Raw genomic sequence first — 12,797 nt, 5'->3', positions numbered from 1 at the left:
CTTACATATATTGTACTGTTTCAGCAGCGGGCAGGTACTCTACCAGACCTTTCTCCGTTTTGCCGACGGCTACACGGCCAGAACGAACGAATTCCAGAATGCCAAAAGGACGGATATACTGGAAAAAGTCCATGATCTCAGTGTCGCTCCCCGTCTTCTCGATAACGACATAATCCAGGCCCCAGTAAACCACCCAGGCTTTATAATGCTGGTTGATGGTTTCCACATCCAGCGATTTGCCACCCAGCGGTGTCGATATCTTGAACAGCGCAATTTCGTTGTAGACGATCTCGTCGTTCAGGTAGCCGAAAACGGCCATAACTTCCACGATTTTGCGGATCTGCCGGACGAGTTTTTCGACTTCCTCGCGAGTTTCGTGCTTAATGACGATGGTGAAGCGTGAAATGCCATGCCGTTCTGTTTCCGACACGGTCAGGCTCTCGATATTAATCCGTCGGCGGGTGAAAATGATCGTGATGCGGTTGAGCAGTCCGATCGTATTTTCGGTGAATATACAAATGGTGTATGTAGTCATACGTATCGCGGACTCCAGTCCGGTTTCGATGAGGCTATTTAGTAATCGGACTGAAGTCCGTTATACCCTTATTTCAGTCTGATGTGCGAAACACTGGTTCCGGCAGGTACCATCGGGAAAACGTTCTCTTCTGTTTCTACGATCACTTCGAGCAGGAAAGGACCATCATAGGCCAGCATCGTATCGAGGGCTGCCGACAGGTTCTCCCGTTCGCTGCAAGTCTGACCGGCCATACCGAAGCCCTTGGCGATGGTGATAAAATCAGGATTCTGTAGCTCCACAAATGAATAGCGCCGTTCGTGGAACAGTTGCTGCCATTGCCGAACCATACCCAGGAAGTTGTTATTCAGGATGATAGCTTTGACGGGTTGTTTGTTTTGAACAATCGTTCCCAGTTCCTGCAGGGTCATCTGGAAACAACCGTCGCCAATGACCGCAACGACCCGGCGGTCGGGAGCGCCAACCTGTGCTCCAAACGCAGCCGGTAAAGCAAAACCCATCGTTCCCATGCCTCCCGACGTAACCAGACTGTTCGGCCGACGGAACTGGTAATAACGGGAAGCCATCATTTGGTGCTGCCCCACGTCGGTTACCAGAATAGCCTCGCCCCTGGTTTTTTTCGACAACAAGTCGATGACCTCCCCCATTTTAATTTTGCCATCGGAATTGGTCAGCGCAGGAACCGTAATGGTTTCGTGTTCAACCGCGTCGTACTTTCTGAATTCGTTCCGCCATACGGTGTGATCGTTGGGCTCGACAAGCGGAAGCAGTGCTTTGAGCGCTTCTTTTGCATCGCCGACTACAGGCGCGTGGGCATGCATGATTTTACCGATTTCCGACGGGTCGATCTCAATATGAATGACTTTCGCTTGCTGGATGAACTTACTGGCGTCTCCCGTCACGCGGTCGTCGAAGCGCATACCGATAGCGATGATCACGTCGGCCTGATCGGTCATGACGTTTGGACCATAGTTGCCGTGCATACCCAGCCAACCCACGTACAATGGATGGTCGGTCGGAATCGTAGACTGTCCCAGTAGAGTCGTGGCGACGGGAATACCGGTTTTCTCGACGAAGGCTTTCAACTCCTCCTCCGCTTTGGCAATCTGAACCCCGTGACCCACCAGCGCATACGGTCGTTTGGCTGAGTTGATCAGTCGGGCCGCGGCTTCGATCTGCTCTTGTTTGGGAATGAGCCGGGGCCGGTAGCTGACAATGCTCTGGCACCGTTCGTACACGAACGGCTTCGTCATCAATTCCAGCTGTGCGCTTTTCGTAATGTCGATCAATACGGGGCCGGGTCTGCCCGACTGAGCGATGTAAAACGCTTTAGAAAGGATCTCTGGGACTTCATCGGCCGCCGTGATCTGATAATTCCATTTGGTGATCGGCATCGTCACACCAATTACATCGGCTTCCTGAAACGCGTCTGTACCGAGTAGTTTTTTGGCAACCTGGCCCACAATGCAGACCATCGGCGTAGAATCGATCAGGGCGTCGGCAATGGCCGTGACGAGGTTAGTCGCTCCCGGTCCGGAGGTAACCAGGCATACCCCAGCCCGGCCCGTTACCCGGGCGTAGCCTTCGGCAGCATGACCGGCTCCCTGTTCGTGGCGCACCAGAATGTGGTTCAGCTGATGCTGATAATCATATAGAGCATCATAGACGGGCATGATGGCACCGCCGGGATACCCAAAAATGGTTTCGACGCCTTCGGCAACAAGGGCCATCATAAGGGCGTGCGAGCCGTTAATGTAAGTAGGTGCCGAAGCCGTTTCGATAACTTCCGGCATGACGCTGGCGATTGCTTCCATGATGCTTGCTCGATTTAAGGTCGTATTCAGTTTGTTGTGTTACTATGTGTCTATTAGTATTCTCTAGACTTCGTCCGTTACGCACCCCTCGCTCGCTGACTTGACGTTCCGGATGTATTTACCCAGTACGCCCTTAGTAAATAATGGATCGGGTTGTTGCCATTCACTCTTCCGGTGCGCCAGTTCCTCGTCGGAGACATGTAAGGTCAGTTCGCGCTTGGTAGCGTCAATGGTGATCTGGTCGCCGTTGCGAACGAGCGCAATAGGGCCGCCTTCGTAGGCTTCCGGCGTTACGTGACCGACTACGAAACCGTGAGTACCACCCGAAAACCGTCCGTCCGTGATCAGGGCTACTTTATCGCCCAGTCCTGCGCCCATAATGGCCGAGGTAGGCTTCAGCATTTCGCTCATGCCCGGACCACCTTTGGGACCCGCATTACGGATAACAAGAACCTGGCCCGGTAGAATTTCGCCTTTTTGCAGGGCGTCGATGATTTCGCTTTCGTGTTCGAAAGTTTTGGCCGTACCTTCAAATTTCAGCCCTTCTTTTCCCGTGATTTTGGCTACCGAGCCGGTAGGGGCTAAATTACCACGCAGGATTTGTATATGCCCCGTTGACTTGATGGGTTGGCTTAGCGGAAATATAATCTTCTGGGTGTCAAAATTCAGGTCTGATGCTTCGGCCAGATTTTCCGCTACGGTTTTACCCGTAACCGTCAGGCAATCGCCGTGAATGAAGCCATTCTGATACAGGTACTTTGTTACAGCTGGTACCCCACCGATGCCAAGCAGGTCTTCCATGTAATATTTACCGCTTGGTTTCAGATCAGCCAGTAAAGGCGTGCGATCGCTGATCGCCTGAATTTCGTCGATGGTGAGTTGGATACCGGCTGCGCGCGCAATCGCCAGGTAATGCAAAACGGCATTCGTTGAGCCGCCCAGGGCCATCACAAGAGTCAGTGCGTTTTCGAGCGATTGGCGGGTGATGATTTCTTTCGGGGTAATATTCCGCTCCAGCAGGATGCGCATGGCGGCTCCGATTTTCTTGCATTCTTCCTGCTTACCTTCGTGTGTAGCTGGATACGTGCTGCTGAAAGGCAGGCTCAAGCCCATCGCTTCAATGCTGCTGGCCATGGTGTTGGCCGTGTACATACCTCCGCAGGCACCGGCACCTGGGATAGAATTTTTTATCACTCCTTCATAATCCTCGTCGGAAATGTTCCCGGCGTAGCGCTTGCCAAGGGCTTCAAAAGCTGAAACGATATCCAGTTTTTGACCTTTATAATGACCTGAACGAATCGTACCACCGTATACCATAATACCCGGACGGTCGAGTCGAGCCATAGCCATGACAGCGCCCGGCATGTTTTTGTCGCAGCCGACTACCGTCACGACACCATCGTACCACTGAGCCGCTACTACCGATTCAATAGAGTCGGCGATAAGATCACGGCTAGGCAGTGAATAACGCATGCCGTCGTTGCCATTGGTCATGCCATCGGATACACCAATTGTGTTAAAAATCAGACCGACCAACCCATTCGCCTGAATACCCTGCTTGACATAAACGGACAACCCATTCAGGTGCATGTTGCAGGTGTTGCCTTCATAGCCCGTGCTGGCGATGCCAATTTGGGGTTTTTGCATGTCTTCGTCACTCAGGCCGACGCCATAAAGCATCGCTTTGGCAGCTGGGTTACTGATTTCCTGGGTTATCGTCCGACTGAATCTGTTAAGCTCGGTAGTTGGTTGGTCAGCAATCATATTTAACGATTAGCGAAATTTCGCTGATAGTGTAATAACGCCGTAAATAAACATTCAGTTTTTGGGAAAGGCAAGAAAAAATCATTTTTTGTTAGTTAGCCAGTGCACCTGTTACTTTTGAATTATGACAACAGAAACAGCCTCGCACTATGACCATCTAGAGCAGATGTCGGTGCATCATTTGCTGGTAAGCATAAATAAAGAGGATAAAACCGTTCCGCTAGCCGTTGAAAAAGCTATTCCGCAAATTGAAGCACTGGTAACGGAAATCGTTAAGCGCATGAAACAGGGTGGGCGACTCATTTATATCGGTGCCGGAACCAGTGGGCGTTTGGGTATCGTGGATGCATCCGAATGTCCGCCCACGTATGGGGTGCCGCCCGACCTGGTGATTGGCCTGATAGCCGGTGGCGACGGAGCCATTCGAAAAGCAGTTGAATTTGCCGAAGATGACCCTGAACAGGCCTGGAAAGATATGGCGCCCTACCAACCTGATGAACTGGATACTGTCATCGGTATTGCAGCCTCCGGGCGTACACCCTACGTTATTGGTGGTTTGCAGGAAGCCCGTCGGGCTGGATTACTGACTGGCTGTATCGTTTGTAACGAAGGGTCGGCGGTAGCGCAGGCGGCTGAGTTTCCGGTAGAAGTGGTCGTTGGGCCAGAGTTCGTTACGGGCAGCACGCGCATGAAAGCCGGAACCGCTCAGAAACTAGTCCTGAACATGCTCTCGACCTCAGTGATGATTCAGCTGGGTCGGGTAAAAGGCAACAAAATGGTCGATATGCAACTGAGCAATATCAAATTGCAGGACCGGGCGGCTAAAATGGTGATGAGCGAACTGGGAGTCGATCGAGCCGAAGCCGAAGCGTTGCTGCAGCAATTCGGAAACGTGCGTGGGGCTATCGATGGGTACCAGCCGGCGAAAAATGAGTGAATATAAAATTTACGGGTTCAGGGAAAGTCCAGCCCGGCTGGATGGCTCCACCGGTCGGAGCTGATTGCATTTAATCAGTAGCTGTGCTGTTTCGGCCAGGCATCGGATCAGTGAGAAACCGCCAACTGCTGGAATCGCCTTAGCCGACAGAAGTGGATGCGCGTATTGATCGAGCGCCAGCTGCCAGCCCGTATTTTTCGGATCGGGAAAATGTTGAAACGTGTATTCATGTATTCGTTTGAACCATCGGAGGCAGTCAGGGTGGCGGGTAGCGGCATAGCCTTTTAAAAGAGCAGCCAGTGCTTCTACCTGTACCCAGGCCCATTTCTGATGCCAGTCTGGAAAAACGCTGGGCTGCCGTTTTAGATCTACATACTGATCCAGCCCCCCTGCTGATTCGTTCCACGCCTGTTCGCAGATTTGCAAACACCAGGTAACAAGTTGAGTGGCCAGTTTTCGATTGATAAATCCCGCCGAGTTGGTCTTGAATACAGAAGCTGCATTGTCGGCGTACAGGTCAAACAGATAGCCAGCAGTCTGGAAGATCAGGCCCACGTTGAGCCGACGGCCTTCGGGGGTGTTGATAAATGCGCCATCCGGTAAGATGTATTCCCGGAGCGTACTGGTACGTCGGTCGACAAACTCGTGCAATAGTTCCTGTACAATGCTGTCGATCTGCTGTTTCCAGTCGTCTTCCTCCAACAACGGCTGCATTTCCTGTGTAGCTTTCAGTAAAGCAAGCGGTTCGCTAAGATGACGAGTTGGCCGGTGGTCACTACGCATCAGCTTCGTTTCCTCAATGAAGGCGTTCCGGCGTGAAAGCAGCTCCGAAAAAACTTTTTTGGCTAGTGTAGCCCACTCGTCGTCGGTAGTGGCGCGATACAGTTGCGCGTATGCCATCACAGAAAAGCTACTTGGCACAGTATCCGAAGCCAGAGCAACCGGGCGCCCGCGTCGGTCAAGCTGGGTATAAGAGGCTGCGCTTTCAGGATGCGCAAACTGACGGAGAAACGAAGCACCATGCAGAGCGTGTGCTAGCCAGGCCGGCTGGCCGTCGAGCGTACTATAAATCCAGGCAAAGGCCCAGGCTTGCTGGGCCTGCATCGTAACGAATTTGTCTCCCTCGATTACGTCGCCTGTTGCTGTCAGCATATCGAAATACCCACCGCATTGCGTATCCTGGCTGTGTTTGAGCCAAAATGGGACCACCTGACGTAATAATGCCTGATGATACGTAGCCGAGAGTTTTTGAAAATCCAGCACGAACGATTTACGGTTTATTTCGTGGGCAACAGCAAATGGATTAGGACGCCTTTATAACTATCGACCCGGAGGGCGGCACTACAACTGTAATGCCACTCTCCGGGTCGATAGTTATCAGCTTATAAATGGAGTGCTGACAATGGAAAGTGCGTTTACAGTATCCGATCGTCGATTAGTATACTTTTTCCACTTCCCGATGCTCTCGCTCTTCCGGCAGTATAAACTTCATGGGTTTACCAACCTGGCCGGGCAATAGAGCAATGGCCAGCACCTGATCGACCGTATCCGCGTAGTGGAAAGTCAGATCCTTGATATACGTCTGATTGATCTCCTCGATGTCTTTCCGGTTCTTGGAACAAAGAATAACCTCTTTGATACCCGCCCGGTTAGCCGCCAGAATCTTTTCTTTGATGCCACCGACTGGTAAAACCTTACCCCGTAAGGTTACTTCGCCGGTCATGGCCAGGTACGGCTTCACCTTGCGCTGTGTATAAATCGACGTCATGGAGGTCAGCATCGTAATCCCGGCCGAAGGGCCATCTTTCGGAACGGCACCCGCCGGAATATGAATGTGCAGATCGTAGTTACTGAAAATCCGGTAGTCGATGCCTAAATCATCGGCATGCGCTTTCAGGTAGGAGAGTGCTGTAATAGCCGATTCTTTCATCACATCGCCTAGTTGCCCCGATAGTGTCAATACGCCCTTTCCTCGACTCAGGCTCGATTCGATGAGGAGAATTTCGCCCCCTACCTGTGTCCAGGCCAGACCCGTTACAATACCGGCAATATCGTCGTCCGCGTAGAGTTCTTTATCGAAAATCTCGGCGCCGAGCAGTTTCGGGATATCGGTAGCTTTTACCGTATGGTTGTATTCCTCCTCCATGGCAATGGATTTGGCAACTTTTCTGACCAGTGCCCCAATTTTTTGTTCCAGATTCCGAACCCCGGATTCGCGGGTATACCCCTCGATAATGCGCAGAATGGCTTTGTCTTCGATCACCAGATCTTTAGGTTTCAGCCCGTGGTCTTTGCGTTGTTTCGGAATCAGGTATTTTTTGGCAATCTGGAGTTTCTCTTCGACGGTGTAGCCGGCAATATCGATGATCTCCATCCGATCGCGCAGGGCGGGCTGAATGGTGTCGAGCGAATTAGCGGTGGCGATGAACAACACCCGCGACAGGTCGAACTCGGTTTCCAGGTAGTTGTCCATAAAGGTCGAGTTCTGCTCCGGGTCGAGGACTTCGAGCAGCGCTGACGATGGATCGCCCCGAAAATCGGAACTAACCTTATCGATCTCGTCCAGGATAAACACCGGATTAGCGGTGCCACTTTTACGAATATTCTGAATCACCTTGCCAGGCATCGCGCCAATGTAGGTTTTGCGGTGACCACGAATCTCGGCCTCGTCGTGCACACCACCCAGCGACATACGGCAATATTTACGCCCCAACGCCTTGGCAACCGATTTACCCAGCGAGGTTTTGCCTACGCCCGGCGGGCCATACAGGCAAAGAATAGGGGCTTTCATGTCGTTCTTCAATTTCAGAACGGCGAGGTACTCGATAATCCGCTCTTTTACTTTCTCCAGCCCGAAGTGGTCCGTATCCAGAATTTTCTGTGCCCGCTTCAGGTCGAAATTATCTTTCGTGAACTCGTTCCAGGGCAGGTCGACCATCAGCTCGACGTAATTCATGGTCACCGGGTATTCCGGGGCCATTGGGTTGATGCGCTGTAACTTATTCAGTTCTTTATCGAAATGGGCCCGGACTTCAGTAGACCATTTTTTTCGATCTCCTTTCATTCGCAGCTCGTCGATCTCGCGGTCGGGGTTGTCCATTCCCAGTTCGTCCTGAAGGACTTTCATTTGCTGGCGCAGGTAATAATCCCGTTGCTGCTGATCGAGATCCGACGAAGCTTTGGACTGAATTTCGCGCTTCAGCTCAAGCAACTGAACTTCGCGGAGCATATACTCCAGCAACAGATTCGCCTGTTGGCTACCCTCCAGAAGCTCCAGAAGCCGCTGTTTGTCAGCCACTTCGGCGTTGAGGTTTGAGGATAAAAAATGCAGCAGGAAGGTAGGGCTTTCGATATTGTCGAGTGCAATCCGGGCTTCCTGAGGAATTTCGGGATTGAGCCGCAAGATTTTATAGGCGGCATCCTTCAGCGATTGCAGCAGCGCTTTGCCTTCTTTTTTGTTGACATTCGGGAAGGCATCGTCGATCTGCCGAACCTGCGCCATCATGAACGGCTCTTCCTGCGTGATCTGCGTAATTTCGAAGCGTTTTTTACCCTGAATGATAATCGTTATGTTTCCATCGGGCAGGGTAATCATTTTGATGATATAGGCTACCGTGCCAAATCGGTATAAATCGTCGGCAGTTGGTTCGTCTTTCTGCTGATTCAACTGGGCTGTTACGCCAATGATCCGATTGCCTTTGTACGCCCGTTTGACCAGCCGGATCGATTTGGAGCGTCCAACCGTAACGGGAATGACCATACCTGGAAATAAAACCGTATTGCGAACCGGCAGAATGGGCAGATTTGCCGGTAATTCATAATCGTCATCTAACCCTTCTGGCGAACCGAGCGGTACAATTTCCAAATTGTCCGAATCGAAATCGGCCAGCAACAAACGGGTAGCTAATTCTTTTTCTGAAATCATATATACACTGTCAAGCTGACAGCTTCTATTACGTGGTAGGTACCTAAACTGTTAAGAAAAGAGGGGTATATGTTATCTGCAAGCCCTGTGCCAGCAACGTATACTATGACTGGATGACAGACTTTACCAGGATTGCAAAAGTAACTAAATAGAATAGTTTGTAGTTGGATAAATTTATTAATCGAACGAAAGGTCCTGAATCGGCTGGTTTTTACGGAAGACAAACGTTTTTTTCTGCCCCTGATATTGAATATTGACCATATTGACCTGGTCGTCAAACAACTCCATCAGCACATTCTGTTTCAGCAAGCCACCATGAAATGCTTCTGGGTAGGGCATTTCCAGATAAACCCAGTTGGCATCTGCCTCCACCTCATGACCCACATATTTTATAGGTTTTGGCTGTTTTTGTGGACTGACGTAGTTGAAATGAGCAAGAATGTATTTTTCGATCAACGGCTCGTTTTTATCGTTCGGGCCGGGCGTACTGGACAGCATAATTTTGTTCCCTGTTGCCGCCGAGAGGCCTTTCTCAAAGTCATCCGTAAAGATGCGGACACTGATCTCAAACGTTCGCTCTTTCGGATTATACTGCATTTGGGTCACGCTGGCGTGAAAATCATGAAGCGTCAGTGGCCGACTGCCTACCAGGCAACCGGCCACCAATAGCATCAGACTGATTGATCGTTTCGTTAGTTTCAAGGATTAAAAAACGGCTTTGAAAACGTCGTTGAAAATAGCAAAAGCCATCAGGCCGAGCAGGATAACCATCCCCACCCGCTGAGCCCCTTCGAGGAACCGGTCGGAGGGTTTACGACCCGAGATAATTTCGTACCCCAGTATGGTGGCGTGACCACCGTCGAGTGCCGGAATAGGCAGAGCGTTCATAAACGCAAGCGCCATAGAAAGCAGCCCGGTAACCGTCCAGAACCGATCCCAGACCCAGATACCGCCAAACAAATTCTGAGCAATGCCGATCGGCCCACTCAGGGCTTTGGAAGCCGATACTTCGCCCCGGAAAATTTTGCCAAACCCTTTGATGTTGTCGAATACAACCTGGAAAGCTCGTTTGGTTCCCACGTTTAGGGCTTCGCCAAACGTGTATTCCTGCGTGGTCAGGGGTAACAGCAGTTGGGGATAGAAGCCAATGGTGCCGTCGGGCGTAGTCGTGATGTTGAGCGTAACGGATTGACCATTTCGGTTGACCGTCAGCGTCAGCGGTTTGCTCTTGAGCGGTTTGACAAGCTCCGTAAATTCGTGGTAAAAATGAATGGGTTTTCCGTTAGCGCTGGTGATAATATCCCCCGATTTCAACCCCGCCTTGACCGCCGGCTGGCCAGGTACCAGTTCTGCTACTTTGAACGGCTCGATGGGTTCGATAAACTGGCCGGAAGCTTTTTTATCAGCTAATTTATCGACGAAGTTATTGGGAATATAAATATCCTCCAGCTTTCCATTCCGTTCGACGGTGTAGGAACTGTTGTCGCCCAGAAACACGTCGGAACTGCGAATTTCATTGAAATCGGTAATTGGTTTCCCGTTCACCTTGACAATTTTATCGCCGGTGCGCAGGCCAATGCTTTTGGCTAAGTCGTAAGCGACAATTCCGTATTTAGCGTCTTTTGCGGCCAGGTAGGTATTGCCGTTTTTATAAGCTATAACGACAAAAATCAGAATACCCACGATTACGTTGACGATGATGCCGCCAAGCATGACAATCAGTCGCTGCCAGGCTGGTTTGGCCCGGAATTCGTACGGTTGCGGCTCTGCATTGACGTGGGCCGTATCGAGGGATTCATCGATCATACCCGAAATTTTTACGAACCCACCCAGCGGAATAGCCCCAACGCCGTACTCGGTCTCGCCCCGTTTGATGCTCCATATCTTTGGGGGAAATCCGATGAAATATTGCTCTACACGCATGCCGAATGCCTTAGCAGCCAGCAAGTGCCCTAATTCGTGTAATCCTACTAAAATGGACAGACCCAGAATGAGTTGTCCGGCCATAATTAAAATTTCCATGTATGCTAATCTGCTAGAAGGCTAAGTTACTTCCTGATTTATTTGGATCGACGTCCAAACAATCGTAGTAAAAGGATACCAAGAATAATGCCAATGCTAAACCATATCCAATATGTCATGTAATTTAGAAACGCTGGTTGAGGGTGGTCCGATACAAACAGTTAAACCAAACTTTTAATTCGATCCGTAGCCAGTTGGCGGGCTTCCTCGTTGGTGTAGACATAATCATCATAGGCCGGCGTCTGAACGAACGATACTTTGGCCAGACATAGCTCGATGATGTCTGAAATCTCCAGAAAACCGATGCGATCGTGCAGAAATGCCTCTACCGCTACTTCATTAGCTGCATTAATGATACAGGGAGCATTTCCCCCCCGTTCGAGGGCATCGAACGCGAGTTGCAAATTACGGAAAGTTTTCCGATCCGGCTGTTCGAATGTGAGGGAGGGGTAATCCAGGAAGTTAAACCGCGGGAAATCAGACCTTAACCGATTGGGATATCCCAGCGCAAACTGAATCGGCAGGCGCATATCGGGCAGGCCCATTTGCGCTTTCAGGCTGCCGTCTTCAAATTGCACCAGTGAGTGAATGATGCTCTGCGGATGAACGACAACATCGATCTGATCAGCCCGCAGTCTGAACAGCCACTTGGCCTCGATAACCTCCAGCCCCTTGTTCATCAGCGTCGCCGAGTCGATCGTGATCTTTGCGCCCATCGTCCAGTTTGGGTGCTTGAGCGCCTGCGCTTTCGTTACCGTCGATAGGAATTCGCGCGACTTGCCGCGAAACGGCCCACCCGACGCAGTCAGGATAATTTTCTCGATGGGGTTATGGAACTCACCGACCAGGCACTGAAAAATAGCTGAATGTTCGGAATCGACGGGGTAGATGTTCACGCCCTTCTCCGCGGCCAGTCGGGTAATCAGCTCGCCCGCTACTACCAGCGTTTCTTTGTTTGCCAGCGCAATGGATTTGCCCGCTTCAATGGCTTTGATGGTCGGCAATAGACCAGCATAGCCGACCATGGCTGTCAATACCATGTCCACGGTGTCCATTTGCACAACTGAGGCAATGGCTTTGGCACCAGCGTATACCTTGATGCCCATCGGATCGAGGGCGGCAAAAACCGGGTCGTAATAATCCTCATTACAGATTACCACAACGTTTGGTTTCAGTTCAACAGCCTGTTGAATTAGGAGCTGGGCGTTTGTATTCGTAGTCAATACCTCAACCTGAAACTGGTCGGGGTGGGCCTTAATCACGTCGATGGCCTGGGTTCCGATAGAACCCGTCGAGCCAAGGATGGCAATATGACGTTTGGGGGAGGAATTACTCATAAATATCTTTCCGATCACCTATTTTAACGACTTCTACCGTTACAATACTATCATCGACGGTATAAAGCACACGGTAATCGCCAATTCTAATTCGATATGTGTCCTCAACGCTCTTCAACTTTTTGCAGTCAGTCTGATGTGGATCGTTGGCCAAGTCGTCGATAGCCGATGCGACTCTACCAAGCATGGTCTTGGGGAGTTGACGAAGCTGTTTGGCGGCTGATTTCTTAAAGAAAATGATTAGTCAAGCCACCTCTCATCTTTCAACTGATTTTTCAATTCAGCCCATGAAATGGTTTCTTCTTGCTTTGTTAACTCTAAATCAAGCAAATTTTCAAGTTCTTCCTGAAGATAAACAATCACATCATGGCCTGTCTTGTAATGCCGTTTTAGTTCGATTAAATCAACAACCACCGCTTTTCTACGCCACTCAGCATCAGTAAGATAATTTATTGCTTCCATA

At 50.6% G+C, this 12,797-nt stretch carries 11 protein-coding genes; 1 reads left to right on the top strand and 10 read right to left on the bottom strand.

Annotated elements, in window-relative coordinates; genetic code table 11:
* Position 1: 1 nt before the first annotated feature.
* The 3 genes from ilvN to ilvD all read right to left on the bottom strand — a co-directional run bounded on the left by ilvN (position 2) and on the right by ilvD (position 4,113).
* Positions 2-535: an acetolactate synthase small subunit gene (gene ilvN / locus ACYVC2_RS31910; protein ID WP_461109679.1), complete on the bottom strand. Its 534-nt coding sequence runs from the start codon at positions 533-535 to the stop codon at positions 2-4.
* Positions 536-603: 68 nt separating this feature from the next.
* On the bottom strand, positions 604-2,349 hold the full coding sequence (gene ilvB / locus ACYVC2_RS31905) for a biosynthetic-type acetolactate synthase large subunit (RefSeq protein ID WP_461109677.1): 1,746 nt from the start codon (positions 2,347-2,349) through the stop codon (positions 604-606).
* A gap of 63 nt (positions 2,350-2,412) precedes the next feature.
* Positions 2,413-4,113, bottom strand: a complete 1,701-nt coding sequence (ilvD, locus tag ACYVC2_RS31900; RefSeq protein WP_461109675.1) for a dihydroxy-acid dehydratase — start codon at positions 4,111-4,113, stop codon at positions 2,413-2,415.
* 124 nt (positions 4,114-4,237) lie between these two features.
* Here ilvD and murQ point away from each other — a divergent pair, with 124 nt between their 5' ends.
* Complete coding sequence (murQ, locus tag ACYVC2_RS31895; RefSeq protein WP_461109673.1) at positions 4,238-5,050, top strand: N-acetylmuramic acid 6-phosphate etherase; 813 nt, start codon at positions 4,238-4,240, stop codon at positions 5,048-5,050.
* Positions 5,051-5,059: 9 nt separating this feature from the next.
* Here murQ and ACYVC2_RS31890 read toward each other — a convergent pair whose 3' ends face one another.
* The 7 genes from ACYVC2_RS31890 to ACYVC2_RS31860 form a co-directional block, all read right to left on the bottom strand.
* Positions 5,060-6,313, bottom strand: a complete 1,254-nt coding sequence (locus ACYVC2_RS31890) for an AGE family epimerase/isomerase (RefSeq protein WP_461109671.1) — start codon at positions 6,311-6,313, stop codon at positions 5,060-5,062.
* 172 nt (positions 6,314-6,485) lie between these two features.
* On the bottom strand, positions 6,486-8,975 hold the full coding sequence (lon, locus tag ACYVC2_RS31885) for an endopeptidase La (protein ID WP_461109669.1): 2,490 nt from the start codon (positions 8,973-8,975) through the stop codon (positions 6,486-6,488).
* A 177-nt stretch (positions 8,976-9,152) separates the two neighbouring features.
* Positions 9,153-9,677, bottom strand: a complete 525-nt coding sequence (locus tag ACYVC2_RS31880) for a DUF6702 family protein (RefSeq protein ID WP_461109667.1) — start codon at positions 9,675-9,677, stop codon at positions 9,153-9,155.
* A 3-nt stretch (positions 9,678-9,680) separates the two neighbouring features.
* Positions 9,681-10,997 carry an RIP metalloprotease RseP gene (gene rseP, locus ACYVC2_RS31875; protein ID WP_461109665.1) on the bottom strand — a complete coding sequence of 439 codons (1,317 nt, stop codon included), beginning with the start codon at positions 10,995-10,997 and terminating at the stop codon, positions 9,681-9,683.
* A gap of 161 nt (positions 10,998-11,158) precedes the next feature.
* Complete coding sequence (locus ACYVC2_RS31870; RefSeq protein ID WP_461109663.1) at positions 11,159-12,334, bottom strand: 1-deoxy-D-xylulose-5-phosphate reductoisomerase; 1,176 nt, start codon at positions 12,332-12,334, stop codon at positions 11,159-11,161.
* Complete coding sequence (locus tag ACYVC2_RS31865) at positions 12,327-12,521, bottom strand: type II toxin-antitoxin system RelE family toxin (RefSeq protein WP_461109660.1); 195 nt, start codon at positions 12,519-12,521, stop codon at positions 12,327-12,329. The genes ACYVC2_RS31870 and ACYVC2_RS31865 overlap by 8 nt, the downstream gene beginning before the upstream one ends.
* Before the next feature lie 53 nt (positions 12,522-12,574).
* Positions 12,575-12,796, bottom strand: a complete 222-nt coding sequence (locus tag ACYVC2_RS31860) for a hypothetical protein (RefSeq protein WP_461109658.1) — start codon at positions 12,794-12,796, stop codon at positions 12,575-12,577.
* Between the last annotated feature and the right edge of the window lies 1 nt (position 12,797).

Source organism: Spirosoma koreense (genome assembly GCF_054777875.1).
The sequence above is the reverse complement of the archived record's forward strand: the minus strand, read 5'-3'. Positions and strand labels throughout refer to the sequence as shown.

Coding starts and splice junctions, on each gene's coding strand:
- lon (WP_461109669.1), bottom strand. CDS start 8,975: ATGATTTCAGAAAAAGAATTAGCTACCCGTTTGTTGCTGGCCGATTTC.
- ilvB (WP_461109677.1), bottom strand. CDS start 2,349: ATGGAAGCAATCGCCAGCGTCATGCCGGAAGTTATCGAAACGGCTTCG.
- ilvD (WP_461109675.1), bottom strand. CDS start 4,113: ATGATTGCTGACCAACCAACTACCGAGCTTAACAGATTCAGTCGGACG.
- ACYVC2_RS31865 (WP_461109660.1), bottom strand. CDS start 12,521: ATGCTTGGTAGAGTCGCATCGGCTATCGACGACTTGGCCAACGATCCA.
- ilvN (WP_461109679.1), bottom strand. CDS start 535: ATGACTACATACACCATTTGTATATTCACCGAAAATACGATCGGACTG.
- murQ (WP_461109673.1), top strand. CDS start 4,238: ATGACAACAGAAACAGCCTCGCACTATGACCATCTAGAGCAGATGTCG.
- rseP (WP_461109665.1), bottom strand. CDS start 10,997: ATGGAAATTTTAATTATGGCCGGACAACTCATTCTGGGTCTGTCCATT.
- ACYVC2_RS31870 (WP_461109663.1), bottom strand. CDS start 12,334: ATGAGTAATTCCTCCCCCAAACGTCATATTGCCATCCTTGGCTCGACG.
- ACYVC2_RS31860 (WP_461109658.1), bottom strand. CDS start 12,796: ATGGAAGCAATAAATTATCTTACTGATGCTGAGTGGCGTAGAAAAGCG.